The organism is Curtobacterium sp. MCPF17_002, assembly GCF_003234115.2.
In the GTDB taxonomy this organism is placed as follows: Bacteria; Actinomycetota; Actinomycetes; order Actinomycetales; family Microbacteriaceae; genus Curtobacterium.
Genome location: NZ_CP126251.1, coordinates 17,320 through 42,130 on the forward strand (window position 1 = coordinate 17,320; position 24,811 = coordinate 42,130).

The window sequence follows — 24,811 nt, forward strand, 5'->3', positions numbered from 1 at the left end:
CGTCCGGGGGTCAGTCCTGCGGAGCCTGACTCGGGTTGTTGCCGTCCGTCGGGTCGACCGTGGGCTCGCCCGTGGCCTGCCATTCGTCGCTCGCCGCGCTCTCGGACGCCGCCGATGCGGGGAGGTTGCCACACGTCACGGTGTAGGTCAGCGAGGCGGACGTGCCGACCGCGTCGATCTGCACGGGGACCGAGCGGTGGTCGGCGTCGAGGGTGCCCGAGTTCTTGCTCGAGGCGTCCTTGCCGCCGGTGATCGTGTACGCGTACGACGCCACGGTGTACCCGGTGGGGCACGTCGCGGCCGCCCAGCTGAAGGTGACCTGCCCGTCGGAGGACACCGTGCCCGGCGAGGCCGAGTTCGGCTGGTTCACCGTCGGCTGCGCCGTGTACTGCTGGATGACGACCAGGGAACCGACGACGAGGCTGCCGGTCGGACTGATCGACTGGACCGTGTTGGCCTTGTCGGCGCTCGGCGCGGGGTCGCCGTCCTCGACGCGTGACGTCAGGTTCGCCTGCTGGAGCTTCGCCTGGGCATCCGTCACGGACAGCCCGACGTAGTCCGCGGGGTTGACGAGCACGCGGGTCTGCGTCGGCGTGGAACTCGGCGTCTCCGACGGTGTCGGGGTCTGCGTCGGTGTGGAGGACGACCTCGACGAGGACGGCTCGGGCGAGCTGTTCCCGTTGAGGGCGAATGCCGCGATGACCCCACCGATGACGAGCACGGCGATGACGCCGACGAGCCACCAGATCCACGCCCGCTTCTTCTTGGGCTCCTCGTCGGCACCGTCGACCGGCGAACCGGGGGTGCCGGGGCCTCCGGTGACGGCACCGGCCTGGGTGGTGCCGATGAGTGCCGTGGCCGCGTCGTTGCCCTGCCCCTGCGGCGGGTTGAACGCCACGGTGCCGCCGGCGGCGATGGCCGGGACGGCGACGGTCGCCGCGGCGACGTCCCCACGACGGAGCGCCTGGGCCGCGCGCGCCAGGTTGGCGGCGGTGGCCGGTCGGTCGGCGGGCTTCTTCGCGATGCAGGACATCACGAGGGCCGAGACGGGCTCCGGGATGTCCCCGGGGAGCGCTGGCGGCTGCTCGTTGATGTGCGCCATCGCGATCGCGACCTGCGACTCGCCCGTGAAGGGACGACGACCAGCCAGGCACTCGTACGCGACGATTCCGAGCGAGTAGATGTCCGTCGACGGGGACGCCGGGTGACCGCTGGCCTGTTCGGGCGAGAGGTACTGCACGGTGCCCATGACCTGGCCGGTCGCGGTGAGCGGGACCTGGTCGGCGATGCGGGCGATGCCGAAGTCGGTGATCTTGACCCGGCCGTCCGGGGTGATGAGCAGGTTCCCCGGCTTGATGTCGCGGTGCACGAGGCCCACGGCGTGTGCGGCCTGCAGGGCGTTCGCCGTCTGCGCGACGATGTCGAGGACCTTGTCGACCGGCAGCGTGTGCTCCCGCTCGATCATGGTCGAGAGCGCCTCGCCGGGCACGAGCTCCATGACGAGGTAGGCGCTGCCGTCCTCCTCGCCGTAGTCGAACACGTTGGCGATGCCCTCGTGGTTGACGAGCGCGGCGTGACGGGCCTCGGCGCGGAAGCGCTCGAGGAAGCCCGGGTCGCCGAGGTACTCGTCCTTGAGGATCTTGAGTGCCACGGTCCGGCCGATGACGAGGTCGGTGGCCTGCCACACCTCTCCCATGCCGCCGATGGCGACTCGGGACGAGAGTTGGTACCGCCCACCGAAGGTGAGTCCGCTGGTGGGTCTCATTTGTTCAGCACCGCCTCCATGACTTTCTTCGCGACCGGGGCCGCGACTGTGTTGCCGACTCCGGACTGCCCGAGCCCGCCGCCGTTCCCGACGACGACCGCGACGGCCACCTCGGGGTTCTTCGCCGGGGCGAAGCCCGTGAACCAGAGTGTGTAGGGGTCGCCCGTGCCACCCTCGGCCGTGCCCGTCTTCCCTGCGACGTCGACACCGTTGATCTTGGCATTGGTGCCGGTCCCGGAGCTGACGACGCTCTGCATCGCCTCGGTCAGGTCGGCCGATTCGGACGCCGACAGCGGGTTGCTGTACTGCTTCGGCGAGAAGGACTCGACGGTCTTCAGGTCGCTCGTGGTGATCGAGTCGACGAGCGAGGGCTGCATGACCTTGCCGTCGTTGGCGATCCCCGCCGAGACCATGGCGATCTGCAGCGGCGACACCCGGACGCTGGCCTGACCGAACGAGCTGAGCATCAGCTGCGCCGTCGAGTCGACCGCGGGGTACTGGCTCGCCGTGGCACGCATCGGGACGTCGATCGCGTCGCCGAAGCCGTACTTGTCGGCCATGCTCTTGATCGCGTCGTACCCGAGCTTCTGACCGAGCTCGGCGAACGGGATGTTGCACGAGTGCTGGATGGCCGTCCGGAGCTTCACCGTGTCGCCACCGCCGCACGAGCCGCCCTCGGCGTTGTTGATGTACGTGCTCGTGCCGGGCAGCTGCAGGCGCGACGGGTTCGGGAACTCGGAGTCGAGGTTGTACTTGCCGCCCTCGAGCGCCGCCGAGGCGACGATGAGCTTGAAGACCGATCCGGGCGTGTACAGGTCGCCGCCGATCGCGCGGTTCTGCAGCGGCGTCGGGGACTGGTCGAGCAGGGCGTTGTACTGCGCCTTCACCTGGGCGGTGTCGTGCGAGGTGAGCGAGTTCGGGTCGTACGACGGCTTGGACACCATCGCGAGGATCTTGCCGGTCTTCGGCTGGATCGCGACGACCGCGCCACTGTTGTCGCCGAGGGCGTCGTACGCGGCCTGCTGCACGTCGGGGTCGATCGTCAGGTTGACGTTGTCGCCTTGGACGTCCTGTCCGGTGAGGATCGCGTTGAGGTTCTGGAAGAACGAGGCGTCCGAGTTGCCGGAGAGCACGGTGTTCTCGGCGCTCTCGATGCCGGTGTTGCCCTGGCCGATGGTGAAGTACCCCGTCACGGCGGAGTAGAGCTCACCGTTCGTGTACTTGCGCTGGTACTGGTACTGGTCGTCCACCGGCGTCGACTCGGCGATGGGGCTGCCGTTCACCAGGATCGCCCCACGCTTGGTCGAGTAACTGGCCAAGATGGTTCGGGAGTTGCGGGAGTCGGCGCGCAACGAGTCCGCCGAGAAGAACTGGATGGAGGTCGTCGACACGAAGAGCGCGACGAACATGAGCACGATGACGGTCGAGACACCGCGGAGCTGTCGGTTCACCGGCTGCGCTCCTTCCTGGTCGCACCGCGCGCGTTCCGTCCGCGGGCGGCGGGGATCGCGCCCTGCTGGACGCGTTGTTCGGCTGGGATGGCGTCGGTCAGGCGCAGCAGCATCGCCGCGATGATCCAGTTGGCGATGAGCGAGGAACCACCGGCCGCCATGAACGGCGTGGTGAGCCCCGTCACCGGGATGACGCGGGTGATGCCGCCGACGACGACGAACACCTGCAGGGCGATGATGAAGCCGAAGCCCACGCCGAGCAGCTTGCCGAAGTCGTCCTGCGCCATGAACGCGACCCGGATCCCGCGTGAGGCGAGGATGATGAAGAGCGCCAGGATCGCGAAGACGCCGATGAGCCCGAGCTCTTCACCCAGGGACGCGATGATGTAGTCCGCGTTGGCCACCGGCGTGATGTACGGACGGCCCTGGCCGAGGCCGGTGCCGGTGATGCCGCCGTTCGCGAAGCCGAACAGGCCCTGCACGAGCTGGTAGCTGCCCTGCGTCTGCCGCGCGAAGATCTCCTGGTTGAACGGGTCGAGCCACTGTTCGAACCGGCCGTGCACGTACACCAGGGCCGACTGGGCGACGAGGGCACCGCCGACGAAGAGCACGAGGCCGATGACGACCCAGCTGATCCGGCCGGTCGCGACGTAGAGCATCACGAGGAACAGGCCGAAGTAGAGCAGCGCGGTGCCGAGGTCCCGCTGGAACACCAGGACGCTCATCGCGGCGCCCCACATCACGAGGATGGGGCCGAGGTCGCGTGCCCGCGGGAACGTCATCCCGAGGAACTTGCGCCCGACGATGGACAGCGAGTCGCGCGCCGTCACGAGGTAGCCGGCGAAGAACAGCGCCATCGTGATCTTCGCGAGCTCACCGGGCTGGAAGGAGAACGGCCCGACCTTGATCCAGACCCGTGCACCGCCGATGTTCTCGCCGATCCCCGGCAGCATCGGCATGAGCAGCAGCGCGATCGTCAGGAACATGAAGATGTAGCGGTACCGCTGCAGGAACCGGTGGTTCCGCACGAGGATGACCGTGACGATCGCCAGGACCATCGCGAGCATCGTCCACACGATCTGCTTGACGCCGATCGCCGACCAGCCGGTCAGGTCGTTGTGGACGTCGATCCGGTAGATCTCGGCGATGCCGATGCCGTTGAGCACGAGCGCCACCGGCAGGATGAACGGGTCGGCGTTCTTCGCGACGATCCGGAGCACGACGTGCATGACGAGCGCCAGTCCGAGGATCCCCGCGCCGACCCACAGCACCGAGGTGTCGAACAGCCGCCCCTTGGTGCCGAGCTGCACGAGCACCATCGCGCCGGCACAGATGCCGCACGCGATGACGAGCAGCACGAGCTCGAGGTTCCGGGCGCGCGCGGGCTCACGCAGCTTGATCGTGATCGCCTGCGTGAAGGACTGCGCCGTGGCGGTGCTCATCGCTTCGCACCGGGCGACGCGGACGGGGAGGACGACGGGGAGCCGGACGGCGTCGGCGTCGGCGACGACGAACCGCCGTCACCACCCGTGCCCGCCTGGTCCTGGCCGGTCTCGGCGGCCTTCCGCAGCCGGTCCACGATGTCGCGCGCGTCGTCGAGCGACTGCGCGTTGATCGTCGAGCGGACGTTCTCCCGCGTGTAGTCCGGCAGGGACGACACCGTGACGTCGGTGTCCTCGTAGACGTCCGACAGTGCGATCGGCCCGATCGACTGCTGCACGCCCTTGTAGATCGCGACCGTGCCGCGGTCGGTGCCGACGTAGTAGTGGTCCTGGATGATCCGCCAGCCGAGGAAGACGGCTCCGACGAGCACGGCGACGGCCACCACGAGGGCGATCGTCCACGAGATGCGGCGCCGGATCCGGCGACGGCGGTCCTCGGCGATGAGCTCCGCGAAGAACTGGTCGGACTCCGGCTCGAAGTGCGAGTCCTCGGGGGCCGTCGTGACCTTGAGCGGGTGCAGCAGGATCGTGGGCAGGCGGATCGGCTTGCGGCCGGTCGACGCCTCGAACGTGAGGGGTGCCGCTGCGGAGCCGACGGTGGTGGCCGCGTCGTCGTCGTCGATCGGCTCGGTGTCGGTCACGTCCATCACGACGACGGTCACGTTGTCGGGAGCGCCGTGGTCGAGCGTCTCCTTCACGAGGCGCTGGGTGACCTGGTTCGCGTCCATGTTCGACGCGAGGGCGTGCCGGATGCGTTCCTCCGCCAGGTACGACGAGAGACCGTCGGAGCAGAGCAACCAGCGGTCGCCCGGCTGGATGTCCATGATCGCGGTGTCGACCTCGGGGGCGGCGTCGACGTCGCCGAGCACGCGCATGAGGACCGAGCGACGCGGGTGGACCGCGGCTTCCTCCGGCGTGATGCGGCCGCTGTCCACGAGTCGCTGCACGAAGGTGTGGTCGGACGTGATCTGCTGCAGCTCGCCGTCGCGGAGGCGGTAGATGCGCGAGTCGCCGATGTGCGCGATTGCGAGCTGTTCCCCGACCCGGATCATCGCGGACACCGTGGTGCCCATGCCCGTGAGCTCCTGGTGCTCGAACACCGTCTCGGTGATGAGCTGGTTCGCCGCGATGAGCGCGGACTGCAGCGCGAACTCGGCGTCGTGCGCCGACGGGAACTCGCGGTCGACCTCCCTGATGCGACGGATCGCGATCGCGGAGGCCACGTCGCCACCGGCGTGTCCGCCCATGCCGTCCGCCACCGCGAACAGGTGCTGACCCGCGTAGCCGGAGTCCTGGTTGTTGGCGCGGATGCGCCCCACGTGGGACACAGCGGCGCTCAGCGTGCGAGCCGTCATCCGGGGTTACCGCCGAAGCTCGAACGTCGTCGTCCCGATCGTGATCGGCGTCCGCTCGGCGATCATCACGGGTGCGGTCACCTTCTGACCGTTGACGAAGGTGCCGTTCGTGGACTCGAGGTCGGTGAGGAGCCAGCCGTCGGCGCGCAGGTCGAGGCGGGCGTGGTTCGTGGAGGTGTAGTCGTCGCGGATCACCACGTTGGACTCGCTGGACCGGCCGATCGTGATCGGTCCGCCGCCGAGCGGCATCTCCATGCCCTCGCGCGATCCCTCGGTGATGACGAGACGGGTGGCGACCGGCGTGGCGGACTGCTGCCCCCCTGCAGGTTGACCGATGAGATCCGTGAACGCACCGTTCGACGCCGGCGCCGGGGCGGCCGCTGCCGGCACCGCGGGGGTCGTCGGACCGGACGCACCGGCCTTCGGATCGGTGGGGATGGTGCGCACGCGCTGACCGAAGAGGTCACTGCGCAGCGCGAAGACGATCACGAACACGAACAGCCAGAGCACCGCGAGGAACGCGAAGCGCAGGACGAGCAGGGTCAGCCCTGTGGTCACCTGGTACCTCCGTCGTTCTCGGGGATCACCCGGAACACCATACGGGTACGACCGATCTCGATCGTCGAATCCGGCTCCACGATGGCCTGTTGGAAGCGTTCGCCGTTCAGTTTCGACCCGTTCGTCGACCCGAGGTCGTTGGCCTGGGCGTGCTTGCCGTCCCAGATCACCTCGACGTGCTTCCGGCTGGTGCCGGTGTCCGCGACGGTGATGTCGGCGTCGGTGCCGCGGCCGATCACGGTGCGTCCGCGCTGCAGCTTGTGCCGCTGCGAACCGATGTCGAGGACCGCGACCCAGGCGACGTCCCGCTGCACCGTGGTCGAGTCGATCTGGAGGATGCCGGTCGACAAGGTGCCGTCCTGTCGCAGCGTGATCTCGACCGGTCCGGAGAACGAGTAGTTCTGCGCGACGGCGTGCTGCTGCACCATCTGCGAGAGCTCGTCGATGAGCGGACGTCCGATGTCGTTCATGCGGGTGAAGTCCGGCGGCGCGAGGCGCACGGTGAACTCGTTCGGCACGAGGATGCGCTCACGCGACACCACCGCAGCCTTCGTGTCGAGTTCGCGGCGGAGTGCGCTCGAGATCTCGACGGGCTGCACGCCGGAGCGGAAGGTCTTCGCGAACGCGCCGTTCACGGCGCGCTCCAGCCCTCGCTCGAAGCTGTCCAACAGGCCCATGGGTCTCCAGTGTTCTCGGTCGTCGACCTCTGCATGGTAGTGGTTGGCGTCTGGCACCGTCTGTGCATGGTAGTGTTCTCGGGCTGGCGCGAGTGGCGGAATTGGTAGACGCGCACGGTTCAGGTCCGTGTGCTGGAAACGGCGTGGGGGTTCAAGTCCCCCCTCGCGCACACCAGTGCTTGTTCGAAGAGCAGGCGAAAACGCTTGTTCGAAGAACAGGCGAAACGAGAAGGCCCCCGGAGAGATCCGGGGGCCTTCTCTGTTCCCCGGACGGACTGGAGGCGCGGCTCGGCTCCGCCACGTCGGCCCACCGCGCGTTCTGCGGGCTCCACCCCGTGTGCCCGGCAGAGCCGGTCCCCACAAAGGGGGACTGCTCGAACCGTCCCCAGTCCGGGGGTTTTGGCCCCGAGACCGTTCGGTATCGGTCACGATGAGCGGACAGCCCGCTGGGCATGGGCACCGCCCGCCCGCAGCTGACCCGAACCCGAACCTCCTGTCAGGACTCCCTCTTGCGCATGCCCGATGCCGCACGTTCGTCGTGCCCGCCCGCCCTCCGGATCGGCGGGGCCGCCCTGGTCGCCGCCCTCGTCACCGCCGGTGCCGTGGTCGGCCTCCCGCAGTCCGCTTCGGCCGCGGAGCCGTTTTCGAAGACGATGCTCTACGGCGCCACCTCCGGTCCTTCCGGCAGCGAGGGCGTCGTCGCCATCAACCGGACGAACGGTTCGTACGAGCGGAAGATCCCGGTGCCGTCGGGAGCAACGTCGTCGATCAACCAGCTCGGGCTCGCAGTGGACGGGAAGACCGTCTTCTTCACGGACTCGGCCAACGTGTACGAGTACGACGTCACCGGTGATTCGGTCAGCAAGACGACTCGCTACGGGTCGCTCCCGACGAACATGGGCGGCGTCGACCCGAAGAGCGGCCGCTACTGGTACGGCGGCAACGTCAGCAACAACGATGCGCAGTTGCAGTTCACGAGCTACGACCCGTCGGACCACGCGAACACGAAGGCGGTCGTGACGGTCAACGCGTCGAACTTCACCGGGACGAACGGTGACCTCGCCTTCGACGGCCAGGGCAACATGTACTTCGTCAAGAGCGACACCCAGACGAAGAACGCACAGATCTTCCGCGTCGACGCGATGGACCTCGCTGCCTCCCAGACCGCGTCGGCCGAGAAGGTCGGCGACGTGATCGCCGCCGGGACGGGCCTGACGTCGATGGCGTTCGGCGACGACGGCTACCTCTACGTGGCCGGCAGCGGCACGAACGCCTTCCTCAAGGTCAACCCGATCACGGGCGACGTGGTGCAGCGGTCCAACGTCGGGGCGGCGCTCCTGGACCTCGCGAGCAATGCCCTGCCGTACACCGGCTCCGTCTCGGTGGAGCGGCCGACGACCACGTTCGACCCCGACGACCAGTTCACCGTCACGTTGACCGGGAACGGCGTCACGAAGAACAACTCGGCCACGACGACGTCGACGACCCCGACGGCAACCGCCGGCCCGCTGCTGCTGCTCCCGGACCAGCCGGAGCCGTACACGATCACCCAGACCCCGGCATCCTCCTCGACGAACCCCGTGAACTACACGACGACCTGGCTCTGCAAGGACCCTGCCACCGGCAAGGCGGTCATCGACGGCGCCGGCACGACGGGCACCTTCACCATCCCGGCGGGCGTCGCCTCGGTCGACTGCTCGTTCACGAACGCCGTCAAGCCGAAGCCGGTCGCCACGACGGACGCCGCCCCGGTCAGCCAGCCGGGCCAGGCCGTGACGGTGGACGTCGTCGGCAACGACTCCGGCGACCTCCTGCCCGCCTCGCTCCGCATCACCGACCCCGACGGCAAGGACGTCACGGCGCTGCACGTCCCCGGGCAGGGCGACTGGTCGGTCGACACCGCGACCGGGTCGATCACCTTCGTGCCCGAGCAGGACTTCACCGGCGACCCGACCCCCGTGGACTACACGGTCCGGGACAGCCGCGGACTGCGCACCGGCGCGAAGGTGGTCGTCACCTACCTGCCGACCGCGGCCGACGACTCCGCAGCGGGGACGCCGCAGGGCACCTCGGCCGTGGTCGACGTCACCGCGAACGACTCCGCGAACGTCGACCCGACGACGGTCCAGCTGCTGAACGCCTCCGGTGACCCGGTGCGGTCGCTGCCGGTCGCCGGCCAGGGCACCTGGAGCGTGTCCAGCTCGACCGGCAAGGTCACCTTCGCCCCGGCGTCGGGCTCCACCGGCAACCCCGCCCCCGTCGAGTACACCGTCGGCGACGGCGCCGGGCACACCGTCCGGGCCACGATCACGGTCGGGTACGCGACGGCAGCACGGGCCGACGACGCCCGTGACAACACGATCGGCGCACCCGTCGCGGTCGACGTCACCGGGAACGACTCGGCGAACGTCGACCCCAGGACGGTCCGGTTGCGCGGCGCGGACGGTTCGGCCGTCACGACGCTCGTGGTCCCCGGCGAGGGCACGTGGACCGTGGACGCCGACACCGGCGTCGTGACCTTCACCCCGGAGCGCGGGTACACCGGCAACCCGGCCCCGGTCGAGTACACGGTCGACGACGGCCAGGGCCACTCGTCCACCGCCTCGGTCCAGGTGGGGTACACCCCGACCGCCGCGGACGACGCCACCGTCGCACCGACCATCGGCGAGCCGGTGACGGTCGACGTCCTGGCGAACGACTCGGCGGGCATCGAGCGCACCTCGGTCACCCTGTCCGACGAGGACGACAACGCGACCCGCACGCTCGTCGTCGACGGCGAGGGCACGTGGACCGTCGCAGCGGACACGGGCGAGATCACCTTCACTCCCGAGGACGGCTTCACGGGCAACCCCACTGCCATTCGCTACAACGCCGGCGACGCGTTCGAGAACGGCGTCACCGCCGCGGTCGCCGTCTCCTACCTGCCGAAGGCCGCCGCAGACCGTTCCACCGGGAACGCACTCGGCTCCCCGGTCGAGGTCGACGTCACCGCGAACGACTCCGCGAACGTCGTCGCGTCGACTGTCCGACTGGTGGACGGTGCCGCACTCGTCACCGAGCTGACGGTCGCGGGGCAGGGCACCTGGTCGGTGGACACCACGTCCGGGCACCTCACCTTCACGCCGGTGGCCGGCTTCCGGGGCGACCCCACCCCGGTCAGCTACTCCGCGCAGGACGCCGCGGGTCACGCCACGACGGCAGCGGTCTCGGTCGGGTTCACACCGGTCGCGACGAAGGACGTCTCCGGCCGGAACACCCTCGGCACAGCCGTCACGGTCGACGTGCTGGGCAACGACAGCACGAACGTGGATCCCCGCACGCTGCGCCTGCTCGACGGTGACGGCGACCCCGTCACCGAGCTCGCCGTCCGCGGCCAGGGCACCTGGACCGTCGACACCACGACCGGGAAGGTGACCTTCACCCCCGAGTCCGGGTTCACCGGCAACCCCACCGCCGTCCGTTACAGCGTGCAGGACGACCGCGGCGACACGACCACGGCGGAGCTCGAGGTCGGCTACCTGCCGGGAGCCGTCGACGACGTGACCTCCGGTCACGCCCTCGGTGGGCCGGTCACCGTCGACGTCACGGCGAACGACTCGACCAACACCGACGCCGCCTCGGTCCGGCTGCTCGACACGGACCGGACGCCGCGGACGGAGGTCACGGTCGCGGAACAGGGCACGTGGACGGTCGAGGCGACGACCGGCGCGGTGACCTTCACGCCGATCGCCGGGTTCACCGGCAACCCGACCCCGATCCGGTACACGGCGTCCGACGCGGCCGGGGACGCCACCACCGCGCTCGTCACGGTGACCTTCCTGCCCGCCGCCGTCGACGACTCCTCGCTCGGCCACGCCGTCGGCGCGAGCGCGACGGTCGACGTGACCGCCAACGACTCGCGGAACGTCGACCCCACCACGGTCCGGCTCCTCGAGGCGGACGGCTCCGCGGTAACGTCGATGACCGTCGACGACGAGGGCACCTGGACCGTCGACACGACGACCGGCCGGAACACCTTCGTCCCCGAGGCCGGCTTCACCGGGAACCCGTCGACCGTCGAGTACCGCGTCGCCGACGCGTCCGGTGACACCGTCACTGCCGCCGTCGAGGTGGGCTACCAGGACGCGGTCGCCGTGACGCCGACGCCCACTCCTGCTGACCCGACCCCGTCACCGGCGGACACGACGCCGGCACCGACCGCGACGACCTCGCCGGCAGCGGCGCCCGCCGGGAAGCTGGCGTTCACCGGGGCCGAGCTGCTCTGGCCCGGCATCGGCGGACTCGCCATGCTGCTCGCCGGTGGCGTGCTGCTCCTGACCCGGCGACGCCGCGGCGGTCGCCACGCCTGATCCGACGGCCTGATCGCCTGACGGCGTGACGGTCTGGGACCCAACCGGCTGACGGACTGGAGGCGCGGTGCCAGCTGGCACCGCGCCTCCAGTCCGTCGAACGCTCGCGACGACCGCCGTCAGCCCACGTCCGTGGGCGGGACGACGCGCCGCTCGGAACGGAACCACGGGCGGACGCTGGGCAGGAAGAGGAGGACCGCCGCCACCACGGAGAGCAGCACCATCGCGAGCGAGATGCCGCCGGTCGTGATGCTCAGAGCGGCCCGGAACGCCGCGACCACGACGAGCACGAAGCGCGCCGTGCCCCATCCGCGGAGGACCTGCAGCACCGCCCAGACGACGGCCGCCCAGACCACCAGCGACACCACGAGTGCCACCACGCCGCCGAAGCCGGGAAGACCCCAGCCGAGCGCGAAGACCACCACGGTCGAAGCCACGCCGACGACGAGCCACACGGCCCAGAGCAGGACGGAGACCGTCACCGCCCTGGGGCGTGCCCGTCGCGGGCGTCGAAGGTCGTGCGTCGTGGTCATGGTGCCCCGTCCCTGCCGCTCCCTGTGCGACGTCACGAGCGTACCGACGGTGGCAATCAGTACCGCGGGTGTCGGCGACGTCCACTCCCCGCCGTGAGGTGCTCGATCTCGGAGCTCGATGCGGACTCGGTCCGGAGGAGCACGCCGACGAACGGGGCAGATCAGGACAGGGCGTCGACGTCGAGGCCGACGGTGTGGGCGATCGTGGTGCGCACGAGCCCCTCGCGGGTCTGGCGGTCGAGGTAGTCGACGAGGGCGTAGCCGTTCGTGGCGTCGACGAGTGCGAAGAGCAGGCGACCCACCCCGTCCGGGTCGTCGGTGCGCATGACGCCGTCACGGACCCCGTCGGCGACGACCGTGGTGGCGAGGAGCTGCCAGTCGTCCATGACCTCCCGAGCGGCGGCGGCCAACACGGGGTTCGTCCGTCCGGTGCTCCAGGCGTCCGCCCACAGGGTCGCGACGTCGTCCCGGTCGGGGTCGGCGATGCAGGCGAGCAGCGTCCGCAGCTGCGCGACGGGGCCGTCGGCGGCGGTGACGAGCGAGCGGACCTCGGCGACCTCGGCGCTCGCGACCGTGCGGAAGGTCTCGCCGACGAGGTCCTCCATCGCGGGCCGGTAGTGGGCGACGAGGGACGGTGCGACGCCGATCGCGGCGGCCACCCCGCGCAGCGTCACCCCGGCGAGCCCGTCGGCACGGGCGACGGCGATCGCGGCGGCGGTGATCTGGGCCTCGCGCTCGGCCGGGCTCAGCCGCCGGCGGGCCGGTGTCGTCGGCACGGTCCCAGCCTAGGCGGAGGGGGTGCGCGCCCGGCGCTCGACGACGTCCTCGGGGCCGTGGTCGACGACGAACGCCGCCCACAGGTCGGCCCGGGTGGCGAACACCGACAGGTCCCGCTCGAGCAGCCGCCCCGCGTGCTCGATCCGTGCGCGAGCGGTGTGCCGGTGCACGCCGAGCGTCTGTGCCGCGCGGTCGTACTCGCAGTTCTGCTCGAGCCAGGTGCGGACCGTGTGGGTCAGCTCGGTACCGGCGGTCCGGTCGTGGCCCCGCAGCGGCGCGAGGAAGGCCCGCGCGACCGCACCCGCGTCGACGTCCACGTGGGCGAGGTGCGCGAGGACCCCCTCACGGGCGAGGTCGCCGAACTCGGTGGTCCCGGGGCGACCCTCACGCCGGCGGTCGAGTGCCTGCACCGCCTCGGTCCGGGCGCGCCCGAAGTACCGGTAGGACGCACCGTCGGACAGCCCGGCCCGGAGGTCGTACCGGGTGACGAGTTCCTCGACGACCGCGGTGTCGTCGGCGCTGACGCACAGGAAGAGGGCGTCGTCGACCGCGAAGAAGAGGTGGCCGGGACGGTCCTGCACCCAGAGCTCGAGGAGGTCCACCACGGTGTCGAGGTCGTGGTGGGCGACGTCCACGGCCGCGATCCGGACGGGCTCGGCGGGGAGGGGCCCCCAGACCTCCCGCGACGTGGTGTCGACCACGCCGGGGTCGCCGACGGAGAGCATGGTGAGGAGCCCGGTCCGGAGCAGACCGCGGGCGCGGGCGAGCTCGCGGTTCTGCTGCAGTGCGAGTCCGGCGAGGGCGATGACGGCGGTGACGACCTCGCGTCCCGCACGGTCGAGCGCGCCGCCGTTCGCGATGGCGAGCACGCCGCTGAGGTGTCCGCCGCTGCCGAGGGTCTGCAGCGTGAACCCGGTGTGGTGTTCGGTCGTGACGGGCAGGCTCGCCCGCTGTCCGGCGCGGAGGAGCCGGAGCGACTCGGTCCGGAGCAGGTCGAGGTCCTCCGCCGGGATCGCGTCCGCCGGGACCCCGTCCGCCGGGACGCTGCTCGCCGGGACGCTGCTAGCCGGGGTGCTGTTCGCCGGGTGGGAGCGGTCGAGTCGGCCGGAGACGTCGAAGAGCCCGACCCAGCAGTCCAGCTGCCGGGACAGCTCCGCGATGGTCGCCCCGAGCCCGTCCGGTCGCATCGCGGCGAGGGAGATCGCGCGCTGGGCGGCGAGGGCCCAGGCGTTCCGCGCGTTCGCATCGCGGGCGACGGCATCGGCGTTCGCCTGGGCCACGGCGATGAACGACGTCTCGTACGGCACCTCGAACAGCGGGAGACCCTGCTGTTCGCACGCGGCGACGAGTTCGGCCGGGGTGCCGTCACGGACCACCTCGGTGCCGAACCCGAGCGCGACGACGCCACGTGCACGGAGCCGGGCGACGTACTCGTCGGCGAACGACTCGGCGACCTCGGTGTCGACGTCGAACTGCGTGCCGGTCGTGAGGAGCCCCTGGCCGGCGGCGAGGAACGGCGTCGGGTCGGCGAGGTCGGAGCTGTGCAGCCAGGACAGCGGGGCGTCGAGGGCCCCGGTGTCGGCGCCGTTCGCGGTGCCGCCGTCGGCGCCGGTCAGCAGCCGGAGGTGCAGGTCGGCTCGGTGCAGCAGGGAACGCAGCGTCGCGGGCATGAGGGCACCCTATCCGCTGCGTCGATCCGGACGGGCCCCGATGTACACAGTGGACAGTGGGTTCCGGTCCCGCTCCCTCCTACCATCGCCGCATGTCCTCCACCGCTGCACCCTCGATCAGCGCCGCTGCGGGCGGCCCCTCGCTGCCCCAGGAACGGCGGCTCGTGACGGAGGTGCCGGGTCCGCGCTCCCGCGAGCTCCTCGCCCGGAAGTCCGCCGCGGTGGCGGCCGGCGTCGGGGTGGCGGTCCCCATCGCCGTCGTCGCAGCCGGTGGCGGTGTGGTCGTCGACGCGGACGGCAACTCCTTCGTCGACCTCGGTTCCGGGATCGCCGTGACCTCCGTCGGCAACGCGCACCCCGCGGTGGTCGCCGCCGTGACCGAACAGGTCGCCGCGTTCACCCACACGTGCTTCACCATCGCCGCCTACGACGGGTACGTCGCGGTCGCCGAGGCCCTCAACCGTCTGACCCCGGGCGGCCACGAGAAACGGACCGCACTGTTCAACTCCGGTGCCGAGGCCGTCGAGAACGCCGTGAAGATCGCGCGGAAGCACACCGGTCGGCAGGCCCTCGTGGTGTTCGACCACGCCTACCACGGTCGGACGAACCTGACGATGGCGCTCACCGCGAAGAACCAGCCGTACAAGGACGGCTTCGGTCCGTTCGCGCCCGAGGTGTACCGCGTGCCGATGTCCTACCCCTTCCACGACGGTCTCTCCGGGGCCGAGGCGGCGAAGCGGGCGATCAGCCAGATCGAGAAGCAGGTCGGCGCCGCGAACACCGCCGCGCTGCTCATCGAGCCGATCCAGGGCGAGGGCGGCTTCGTCGTGCCCGCGCCGGGGTTCCTCGCCGCGCTGTCCGAGTGGACGACGGCCAACGGTGTCGTGTTCATCGCGGACGAGGTGCAGACGGGCTTCGCCCGCACCGGCTCGATGTTCGCCAGCGAGCACGAGGGCATCGTCCCCGACGTCGTCACCACCGCGAAGGGCATGGCGGGTGGCCTGCCGTTGTCCGGGGTGACGGGACGTGCCGAGATCATGGACTCGGCGCACGTCGGTGGGCTCGGCGGCACGTACGGCGGCAACCCGATCGCCTGCGCAGCCGCCCTCGCCGCGATCGACGCGTTCGAGCACGACGGGTTGATCGAGCGTGCGGGGGAGATCGGCACGATCGTCCTGGAGACGCTCCGCACCGCCCAGGCGTCCGACCCGCGGATCGGCGACGTCCGTGGCCGCGGGGCGATGGTCGCGATCGAACTCGTCGACCCCGCCACGGGTGATCCCGACCCCGCGCTGACCGGCCGGGTGGTGCGGTACGCGTACGAACACGGCGTCATCGCGTTGACCGCGGGGACCTACGGCAACGTCGTGCGGTTCCTGCCGCCGCTCGCGATCGACGACGTGCTGCTGCGCGACGGCCTCTCGGTCGTCCTCGACGGACTGGCCGCAGCATGACCGCGGCGGCAGCCCCCGTGACCGCAGCGAACGCAGCGGCAAGCGCAGTGGCGAGCACCGCGGCAGCCCCCGCGACCGAATGGCCGTCCGTCCCCGACGCGACCGGACCAGCAGCGGAACAGGCCGTCCTCGACCGGGTCCCCACGGGCCTCCTGGTCGGCGGCACCTGGCGACCGGCAGCCGACGGCGGCACGTTCCCCGTCGTCGACCCCGCCACCGGCGAGACGCTCCTGCGCATCGCGGATGCAACCCCCGAAGACGGTGTCGCCGCTCTGGACGCTGCGGAGGCAGCCAGGAGCGGGTGGGCGGCCACCCCGCCGCGGCAGCGCGCAGAGGTCCTCCGCCGCGCCTTCGACCTGCTGCAGCAGCGCCGCGAGGAGTTCGCACTCCTCATGACGCTCGAGATGGGGAAGCCCCTCGCCGAGGCCCGGGGCGAGGTGACGTACGGCGGCGAGTTCCTCCGCTGGTTCTCCGAGGAGGCGGTGCGCATCGGCGGCTCGTACGGCACGAACCCCGAGGGCACCGGTCGGGCGATCGTCACGCACAAGCCCGTCGGTCCGGCGTTCCTCATCACGCCGTGGAACTTCCCGCTCGCGATGGCCACGCGGAAGATCGCCCCGGCACTCGCCGCCGGGTGCACCGTCGTCGTGAAGCCCGCCGAGCTGACCCCGCTCACCACGCTGCTGTTCGCGGCCCTGCTCCTCGAGGCGGGCGTCCCCGCCGGCGTGGTGAACGTCGTCCCCACCACGAACGCCGCCGCCCTCTCCGCACCCGTGATCGCCGATCCCCGGCTCCGGAAGCTCTCGTTCACCGGATCGACCCCGGTCGGACGGACGCTGCTGCGCCAGGCCGCCGACACGGTCCTCCGGACGAGCATGGAGCTCGGCGGCAACGCCCCGTTCCTGGTGTTCGCCGACGCCGACCTGGACGAGGCGGTCGAGGGGGCGCTCGCCGCGAAGTTCCGCAACACCGGGCAGGCCTGCACCGCCGCGAACCGGTTCCTCGTGCACGAGGACGTCGCCGAGGAGTTCACCCGCCGGGTCACCGAACGGGTCGCCGCGATGCCGGTCGGCCGTGGGACCGAGGACGGCGTCGCCATCGGCCCGCTCATCGACTCCCGCGCCGTCGACAAGGCGCACCGGCTCGTCACCGACGCACTCGAGCGCGGAGCGACACTCCACACCGGCGGGCAGCCCGTCGACCGGCCCGGCACGTTCTACGCGCCGACGGTCCTCGCCGACGTGCAGCCCGGGAGCGACCTGCTCCGCGACGAGATCTTCGGCCCGGTGCTGGCGATCCGGACCTTCGCCACCGAGGACGAGGCGGTGACCGCGGCGAACGACACCGAGTACGGTCTCGTCGGGTACGGGTACACGTCGGACCCGGCGCGCGGACAGCGGCTCATGGAGCGGCTCGAGACGGGCATGCTGGGGCTCAACACCGGCGTCGTCTCGAACGCGTCGGCACCGTTCGGCGGTGTCAAGCAGTCCGGCCTCGGCCGCGAGGGCGGTGGTGAGGGCATCGGCGAGTACCTCGAGACCATGTACACGCTGACGCCGGACCCGTTCCGGGCCCGCCCGACGGTGCACACGCACACGCACACGCACACGCACACGCACACGCCAGCGACCGCGACGGCGGCCGCGACCACGACGACGACCACGACGACCAACGAAGGAGCAGCACGATGATCGAGAGAGACGTCGTCATCATCGGCGCCGGGGTGACCGGCCTGACCGCCGCGGCCCGCCTGGTCGCCGAGGGGAAGACCGTCGCCGTGCTCGAGGCCCGGGACCGGGTCGGCGGCCGCACGTGGACCGAGGACATCGAGGGCGTCACGCTCGAGATCGGCGGCCAGTGGGTCTCCCCGGACCAGACCGCGCTGCTCGAGACCCTCGACGAGCTCGGCCTCGAGACGTACGACCGCTACCGCGAGGGTTCGAGCGTCTACGTCGACGAGCACGGCACCCGCACCGAGTACACCGGGGACATCTTCCCGCTGCCCGAGGCGACCGCGGCCGAGATCGAGCGGCTCGTCGCCGTCGTCGACGAGTACGTCGCCACCGTCGACCCGGCACGCCCCTGGGCCGCTCCGGAGGCGGCCCGCCTGGACGAAACGAGCTTCCGCGCCTGGCTGCACGCCCTCAGCACCGACCGGGTCGCGACCGACAACGTCGAGCTCTTCATCGCCGGCGCGATGCTCACGAAGCCCGCGCACGCCTTCTCGGCGCTGCAGGCACTGCTCATGGCGGCGTCCGCGGGCAGCTTCTCGAACCTCGTCGACGCCGACTTCATCCTCGACAAGCGCGTCGTCGGCGGCATGCAGCAGGTCTCCGAGCGGCTCGCCGCGCGGCTCGGTGACGACGTGCACCTCAACGCGCCGGTGCGCACCCTGCGCTGGGACACCGGCTCCGACGGTGACGCGGGAGTGGTGGCGCTCGCCGACGGCGGCATCGAGCTGCACGCCCGGCAGGCGCTCGTCGCCGTGCCACCGCCCCTGTACTCGCGGATCTCCTACGAGCCGCCGCTGCCGCGTCGCCAGCACCAGCTCCACCAGCACCTGTCGATGGGCTTCGTCATCAAGGTGCACGCCGTCTACGACCGGCCGTTCTGGCGGGGCGCCGGGCTCTCCGGCACGGCGTTCAGCCCGTACGAGCTCGTCCACGAGTCGTACGACAACACCTCGTTCGGTTCCGAGCAGGGCACGCTCGTCGGGTTCGTCTCGGACGTGCACGCCGACGACGTCTTCGCGCTGTCGTCCGAGGAACGCAAGGCACGGGTCCTCGCGTCGCTCGCCCACTACTACGGTGACGAGGCGCTCCGCCCCGTCGTCTACTACGAGAGCGACTGGGGCACCGAGGAGTGGACCCGCGGTGCCTACGCAGCGAGCTTCGACCTCGGCGGGCTCGTCCGGTACGGAGCTGACCAGCGCGCGGCCGTCGGTCCGATCCGGTTCGCGTCGAGCGACCTGGCCGGGCACGGGTACCAGCACGTCGACGGAGCGGTCCGGATGGGCCGCGAAGCGGCTGCGGAGATCCTCGCCGCCCTGCCGCAGCCGGCGGTGCAGTAGACCCACACCGAGCGGACTGGAGGCGCGGTGCCAGCTGGCACCGCGCCTCCAGTCCGCTCAGGGTCCGGCCCAGAGCGTCGGCTACCCGCCCTCCTGAGCGGTCGCGTCGACGCGACCGCGTAGCGTCCGGATCATGAGCGAGACGACACCGAACGGATCGAGCGAGCCCACCGACGAGCAGGCGAAGCGCACCGAGGACCTGCCCGACGGGTCGGCGTCCGGCGACGCCACCCAGGACCCGGAGCAGGACAGCGACGTGGACTCGGGCGGCGAGCCCGCGGACCCGCAGGACTAGCCGGCGCGGTCCGCCCCTCAGCGCGTGCCGTCGGTGGCGCGGATCGGTTCCCCGGTGTCGGGGTCCCAGCCGACCACGCGCGGTTCCGCCGTGCGCCGAGCACGCGGCGGGGACGGCGGAAAGTACCCGCGTGCGGCCGGCAGGTAGGGGAGACCCGCAGCGACGACGCCGGCGACACCCGCGAGCGTCGCCAGGCCGTACGGCGGGAGGACCACACCGAGCAGGCCGAGGACGCCGAGGACGGCCATCCAGAACCGTGCGCGGCCGGAACCACGGCCCACCCGTAGCGCCCCGAACACGAACAGCGCCCAGATCGCCAGGACGATCAGGACGGGTACGAGCGTCCAGGGGCCGTCCGTCGACACCCGGTGGACCGCCCCGACGAGCGTCGAGACGACCTGGAACGCGATCACCACCAGCCAGAGGACGACGGCCGTGGTCACGAGGGTGGGGCGGGAGCGCGGGGCACCATTGGTCACGAGCCGATCCTAGGGTCGTCGCCGAAGCTGCTCAGGACGTCGACCGCGTACTGGTTCCACTAGCGGACTTTCTACCCCCTCATGTGGGGGTACGTTGCTGAGGGAAGCTCCGTAGCGTCTCCGGTGGTCGCACAGCGCCGTCATGGGGGCGGCATAGCTGGTCGTGACCTGTTGAGGGGTTCTGCGCGTGTTCGCGACGTCGCCGTTGTCTGTCCGTTCTCGTTGGGTGATGCTCGCGGTGGTCACCTTGGTGGCGTTGCTGGGGTCGTTGTTGGCGGTGGTCTCGGCGCCGCAGGCGGCGCACGCGGAGGTGACGGGCACCGGTGGTCAGTACGTCCCGATGAACGAGCATTCCCGCGTCTATGACGGGGCGACGTCCTCGGATTCGTTCAAGACGGTGCAGATCGCCGGTGTCGATGGTCTCCCGACCAGTGGTATCGGTGCGGTGAGTCTGATGCTGACGGTGGTGAACCCGAACGGTCAGGGCCAGTTCGTGGGTCGGCCGGACGCGGACGGGGCGAACACGTTGCTGATGATCTACGGCGCTGGTGTCGATGGGAACACGTCGAACACGTCGCTGCTGGCCGTGGGTGATGACGGCAAGATCCGTGTCAACACGCAGACCTCGCAAACGCGCGTCGTGATCGATGTCACCGGGTACTACACCAGCACCGCGAACGGTGTGGGCGCGGGTGGGTTCGTGCCGGTGTCGAGCAAGCGGATCGTGAACACGGGTACCGCGACGAACGCGCCGCAAGGGCCGCTTACCGGTGGGAAGAGCTTCACGTTCACGGCTGCGGGTGCGAACGGCGTGCCGGCGAATGCTGCCGCCGTGGCGGTGAACATCATCGTGAACAACGTCAACAGTGTCGCGGGTTGGGTGCGCCCATTCCCGGCCGGTGCGACTGACCCGTCGGGGGCGCTGAATTACGGTCCGACGGGTGGGTTGTCCACGGCGATGAGTGCGCAGGTCGCGGTCGGGTCCGGCGGCAAGATCACCATCGACACGGCGGACAACGGCAGCAGTCTGAACGTGATCGTCGACGTGCAGGGATACTTCATGCCGAGCAACCCCGGCGGCGGGTTCACCCCGCAGACCGGACGACTGATCGACACCCGCAGCGGCTCTGCCGTTGCGTCGAACGGGTCACTCGCCGTGCAGATTGCGGGCGCGAAGACCGGCATCCCGTCCGTGGAGGGTGGGCTGTCCGCGGTGGCGATCACGTTGACCGAGGTGCACCAAGGTGCCGATGGTGGCTACGCGAAGGCGTGGGCAGACGGTGCGCCTGAGCCCGATGGCAGCGTCATGGACTACTCCCGCAACACGCAGACCCGGACGACGACCGCGACGATCCCGGTCGGCGTGAACGGGAAGATCCGCATCAAGAACGTCTCCGCAGCCGCCACGGACTTCGTGGTCGACCTGCAGGGCACGTACAACTCTCTGCCGGGCGGTCCGTCGAACACGAACCAGACCGGTCAGCGGAAGTCCGCGACGACGCTGCCGTTCCCGATCACCGACCAGACGAACGCGTCGGTCGATGTAGGCACCGGCAACCTGCTGGTGACGACGACTGCGTTGTCGCTGCCGGGCGTGACGCAGAACACCACGATCGGTGCTGCGTACAACTCGCGAGCGACGAACAGGGCGAACAGGGCGAACAGCAACACGATGGACGCGAACCGGTGGCAGTACGCCCTCGCCGGTGCCGGTGACCTCTCAGCGAACTCCGCTGGCGTGGTCTACACCGACGCTGCCGGTACCGCATGGCTGTTCAAGCCCTCCGGGTCGCAGGGAGCGTTCACCACCCCGGCGGGTATCCAGCAGACCCTGACGCGGGTGAACACGTCTGGCACGAACTACGAGTACACGCTGAAGGGGTGGACGACGAACTCGACCACCCACTTCAACCTCGCCGGGCAGCCCACCTCGATCGTGGACCGCAATCAGAACCAGGTCAGCTTCAACACCTCCGACGGGTACCGGCTGAGCACGTTGGTCTCCACCGCCGGACCAACCGGCGGGCGGACGGCAACGTCGTCCTACGCGAACGGGGTGCAGACCTTCAAGCAGACCAGCGGCTCGAGCACCCGTTCGGTCTCGTGGGCGAAGAGCGCGGCGGGTGACGTCACCACGTACACGGACTCGACCGGGAAGCAGACCACGTTCGCGTACACGAGCGGGGACCTCACCTCGATCACCGCGCCGACCGGCGGAGCGACCACGTTCACCTACGACTCCTCTGATCGGGTCACGCAGGTGCAGCAGCGCAACACCAGCGCCGGTTCCGCGGGCACCGCGGTGACGCGGTTCTCGTACGCGAATGACACGACCACACAGGTCGCTGACCCGCGATCGGATCAGTCCGCCACGGTCGCGAATGCGAAGCACACCACGTACACGCTCGACAGCAACGACCTCGTCCTGAAGGCGGTGGATGCTGCGGGCCGGGAACGGTCTCGCACGTACAACCCGGCGAACAACGGTGTCGCCACGGCAACCACCGGCACCGCAGGCGATGCGGGGTCGGGGACGACGAAGAACATGTACGGGAAGAACAGCAGCCAGTCGCTGACCCAGTCCACCTCCGGCACCGGGTCGTCCTCCACTGCTGACTACGGTTCGGGATCGGCAACGGCGTACCTGCCGTCGAAGGTGACCTCGAGCTCGAGCACGTCGACCAGCATCGGCTACGACGGTGTCGGCAACGCGACCTCGTCCCAGTCGAGCAGTGACCCGGCTGCGACTTCGACCCTGACGTACAACAAGAAGGGCACCGACAACTACGCGTGGGGTGCGGTGAAGACCGCCACCGCTCCGGGCAACAGCGGCAACCCGACGGTCTACGCGTACGACACGAACAACCAGCTCGGATCGATCACCCAGCCCACCGGCACCAGCCTCGGGGTGCAGAAGTACGCCTACGACGACTTCGGCCGGGTGAAGAACCACACCGACGGTGACGGCGGTGTCACCACGTACACGTACGACAACGACGACCGGCTCCTCACCACCGCATTCAGTGACGGCACGGCGACGGTGACGAGCACGTACGACGGCAACGGCAACCAGCTCACCCAGCAGTCCGCAACCGGAATCGTCACGAACACGTACGACCAGCGGAACCGGCTCACCTCCACGGTGAACACCGCTGGCGGCGGCACCGTGTCCTACGGGTACGACCTTGCCGGGAACACGGTGCAGGTCACGGATCAGACCGGAACCGTCACGCACGAGTACGACCCGACCGAGGTCCTCACCGCGACGACGTACCCGACCAGCTCGGGCACCGCGAAGCAGATCTACCTCACCGACAAGCAGGGCCGCCGCACCGACACCTGGCTCGGCGCCTCCAACACCGCCACCGCCGGTGTCGAGCCGGCATCGTGGGCGGCGCACCAGACGCTGACCTACGACAAGTCCGGAAAGGTCACCAAGGTGCAGGCCTGGTCTGACAGCAGCAACCCGACCGTCGTGGTCGACACCGACTACTGCTACATGGCGACCACTACGGCGCCGACCTGCACCACGTCCACGGCGAACGACCGCGACAAGCTGCAGTGGTCCTACGACAACATCGGCAAGCAGGCAACGAACTACGGCTACCTCGCAGCCGACGGGGACACCCCGACGGACCGTTTGACCGGAATCACCCAGACCGGAGGGGCGAACCCGACGAACTGGGCGTACACGTACGACTCCGCCGGCAACCGCACCGAAGCGAAAGCCACGAACGCGGCGACCGGGGCGCTCAAGTCCGATCAGAAGCTGAGCTTCAACGCGGTCGGGCAGATCACCACCGCCGGGTACTCCTACGACGGTGTCGGCAACATGACCGTCGCACCCGGTGAGACGTACACGTACAACGGGGCGCAGCAGCTCACCGCGTCCACGAAGGACAGCGTGAAGACGTCGTACGAGTACGCCGGCGCCGACATGCTCAAGCTGCTCCACCAGGCCACCGACGGGGGCGCGGAGTACGACTACACGTATGGCACCTCTGACAGCAATGGTGTTCCCGTGATCGCGAACCACACCATCGCCGGCACCGGGACGGCGGCTGTGATCAGCGACCCGACGACCGGGCAGGCGTTGGATCTCCGCACGACGGACGGGACGACCAGCATGTACGTCACGGACGGCATCGGGAACCCCGCCGCGTCGATCGCCGACACTGGCAAGACGGCGTACACGGTGTCCTACGACCCGTATGGTGCCGAGACCATCTCGACGGACGGCGCCGCGAGCGCGCAGTGGCAGCAGAACCCGTACGGGTACAAGAACGGACTCCGCTCAAGCAACACCGACACCGGGCTCACCAAGTTCGGCTACCGCTGGCAGTCCAGCGACACGGGCGGGTGGATCGAACGCGACACCCTCGACGCGCCCCTCGACCCCAACAACGCCAACCGTTACGCCTACGCTGGCGCAGACCCCATCAACCGCTCAGATCCTGCTGGTCGGGATGCGCTCGGTGACGGTCTCGCTTCTACAATCATCGCCGGTGTCATCGGATTCGGAGTGGGAGCGGGAATTTGTGCTCTGACCGCGGTCGAAACCTTCGGCGCTGGTTGCGTGGCAGGAGCACTCATCGGAGGTGCCGTGGGCGGCGGGATCGCCGGCGGGTATGTGGCCTACTCCAATGGAGACAACGTGGGCGAAGGCGCGGCGATCGGTGCGGGTCTTGGACTTCTTGCAGGCGGCATTACCTTGGGACTTGGCGCACTTTGAGATGAAAGGCATTGAAGTGACTCGCACGAACGAAGAACGACGCAAACGATTCCGCATCATCGCGGTCATCGGTGCAGTCGGCGTGATCCTGGCCCTGGGTGCAACTCTTGTTCCGGGTTTGCCTGCAGTGGTGGATTCCGCTCTGCCCTACTTGGCAATATTTTTCGCTCTCATCGTTGCGTCGGCGCTAGTTCTCTTCGTGCA

16 protein-coding genes and 1 tRNA gene are annotated in these 24,811 nt (G+C 70.0%); 7 read left to right on the forward strand and 10 right to left on the reverse strand.

Going from position 1 to position 24,811, the window contains the following annotated elements; genetic code table 11:
• Positions 1–10: 10 nt before the first annotated feature.
• Genes DEJ28_RS00085 through DEJ28_RS00110 form a run of 6 tightly spaced genes read right to left on the reverse strand, consistent with a single transcriptional unit; the run spans position 11 to position 7,248 of the window.
• Positions 11–1,765, reverse strand: coding sequence for a protein kinase domain-containing protein (locus DEJ28_RS00085; RefSeq protein WP_111114555.1), 1,755 nt, complete (start codon positions 1,763–1,765; stop codon positions 11–13).
• Positions 1,762–3,216, reverse strand: a complete 1,455-nt coding sequence (locus DEJ28_RS00090; RefSeq protein WP_111114556.1) for a peptidoglycan D,D-transpeptidase FtsI family protein — start codon at positions 3,214–3,216, stop codon at positions 1,762–1,764. The genes DEJ28_RS00085 and DEJ28_RS00090 overlap by 4 nt, the downstream gene beginning before the upstream one ends.
• On the reverse strand, positions 3,213–4,658 hold the full coding sequence (locus tag DEJ28_RS00095) for an FtsW/RodA/SpoVE family cell cycle protein (RefSeq protein ID WP_111114557.1): 1,446 nt from the start codon (positions 4,656–4,658) through the stop codon (positions 3,213–3,215). Before DEJ28_RS00095 ends, DEJ28_RS00090 begins: the two co-directional genes overlap by 4 nt.
• On the reverse strand, positions 4,655–6,013 hold the full coding sequence (locus DEJ28_RS00100) for a Stp1/IreP family PP2C-type Ser/Thr phosphatase (protein ID WP_111114558.1): 1,359 nt from the start codon (positions 6,011–6,013) through the stop codon (positions 4,655–4,657). Before DEJ28_RS00100 ends, DEJ28_RS00095 begins: the two co-directional genes overlap by 4 nt.
• Before the next feature lie 6 nt (positions 6,014–6,019).
• Complete coding sequence (locus tag DEJ28_RS00105) at positions 6,020–6,571, reverse strand: FHA domain-containing protein FhaB/FipA (protein ID WP_111114559.1); 552 nt, start codon at positions 6,569–6,571, stop codon at positions 6,020–6,022.
• Positions 6,568–7,248 carry an FHA domain-containing protein gene (locus tag DEJ28_RS00110; RefSeq protein WP_111114560.1) on the reverse strand — a complete coding sequence of 227 codons (681 nt, stop codon included), beginning with the start codon at positions 7,246–7,248 and terminating at the stop codon, positions 6,568–6,570. Before DEJ28_RS00110 ends, DEJ28_RS00105 begins: the two co-directional genes overlap by 4 nt.
• Before the next feature lie 86 nt (positions 7,249–7,334).
• On the opposite strand from DEJ28_RS00110, the gene DEJ28_RS00115 reads away from it, so the two are divergent.
• Positions 7,335–7,418, forward strand: a tRNA-Leu gene (locus DEJ28_RS00115).
• Positions 7,419–7,763: 345 nt separating this feature from the next.
• Positions 7,764–11,597 carry an Ig-like domain-containing protein gene (locus tag DEJ28_RS00120; RefSeq protein WP_111114561.1) on the forward strand — a complete coding sequence of 1,278 codons (3,834 nt, stop codon included), beginning with the start codon at positions 7,764–7,766 and terminating at the stop codon, positions 11,595–11,597.
• Between the two features lie 119 nt (positions 11,598–11,716).
• Here the strand turns inward: DEJ28_RS00120 and DEJ28_RS00125 are convergent, their stop codons facing one another.
• The 3 genes from DEJ28_RS00125 to DEJ28_RS00135 all read right to left on the reverse strand — a co-directional run bounded on the left by DEJ28_RS00125 (position 11,717) and on the right by DEJ28_RS00135 (position 14,577).
• Positions 11,717–12,130 (reverse strand): hypothetical protein, encoded by a 414-nt coding sequence (locus tag DEJ28_RS00125; protein WP_146248801.1) that lies wholly within the window; start codon positions 12,128–12,130, stop codon positions 11,717–11,719.
• Between the two features lie 161 nt (positions 12,131–12,291).
• Positions 12,292–12,906 (reverse strand): TetR family transcriptional regulator C-terminal domain-containing protein, encoded by a 615-nt coding sequence (locus tag DEJ28_RS00130; protein WP_111114563.1) that lies wholly within the window; start codon positions 12,904–12,906, stop codon positions 12,292–12,294.
• A gap of 9 nt (positions 12,907–12,915) precedes the next feature.
• Positions 12,916–14,577, reverse strand: coding sequence for a PucR family transcriptional regulator (locus DEJ28_RS00135; RefSeq protein ID WP_111114564.1), 1,662 nt, complete (start codon positions 14,575–14,577; stop codon positions 12,916–12,918).
• A 92-nt stretch (positions 14,578–14,669) separates the two neighbouring features.
• On the opposite strand from DEJ28_RS00135, the gene gabT reads away from it, so the two are divergent.
• From gabT to DEJ28_RS00155, 4 genes are all read left to right on the forward strand, one after another.
• Positions 14,670–16,031, forward strand: a complete 1,362-nt coding sequence (gene gabT / locus DEJ28_RS00140) for a 4-aminobutyrate--2-oxoglutarate transaminase (RefSeq protein ID WP_111114565.1) — start codon at positions 14,670–14,672, stop codon at positions 16,029–16,031.
• Positions 16,032–16,183: 152 nt separating this feature from the next.
• Complete coding sequence (locus DEJ28_RS00145) at positions 16,184–17,722, forward strand: NAD-dependent succinate-semialdehyde dehydrogenase (protein ID WP_258367938.1); 1,539 nt, start codon at positions 16,184–16,186, stop codon at positions 17,720–17,722.
• Positions 17,719–19,101, forward strand: coding sequence for a flavin monoamine oxidase family protein (locus tag DEJ28_RS00150; RefSeq protein ID WP_111114567.1), 1,383 nt, complete (start codon positions 17,719–17,721; stop codon positions 19,099–19,101). Before DEJ28_RS00145 ends, DEJ28_RS00150 begins: the two co-directional genes overlap by 4 nt.
• Positions 19,102–19,234: 133 nt before the next feature.
• Complete coding sequence (locus DEJ28_RS00155) at positions 19,235–19,396, forward strand: hypothetical protein (RefSeq protein ID WP_181433616.1); 162 nt, start codon at positions 19,235–19,237, stop codon at positions 19,394–19,396.
• A gap of 17 nt (positions 19,397–19,413) precedes the next feature.
• On the opposite strand, the gene DEJ28_RS00160 is transcribed toward DEJ28_RS00155, so the two are convergent.
• Positions 19,414–19,875, reverse strand: coding sequence for a hypothetical protein (locus DEJ28_RS00160; protein ID WP_146248802.1), 462 nt, complete (start codon positions 19,873–19,875; stop codon positions 19,414–19,416).
• A gap of 340 nt (positions 19,876–20,215) precedes the next feature.
• Between DEJ28_RS00160 and DEJ28_RS00165 the strand changes: the two genes are divergently transcribed.
• Positions 20,216–24,607, forward strand: a complete 4,392-nt coding sequence (locus DEJ28_RS00165; RefSeq protein ID WP_181433617.1) for a beta strand repeat-containing protein — start codon at positions 20,216–20,218, stop codon at positions 24,605–24,607.
• Positions 24,608–24,811 lie beyond the last annotated feature (204 nt).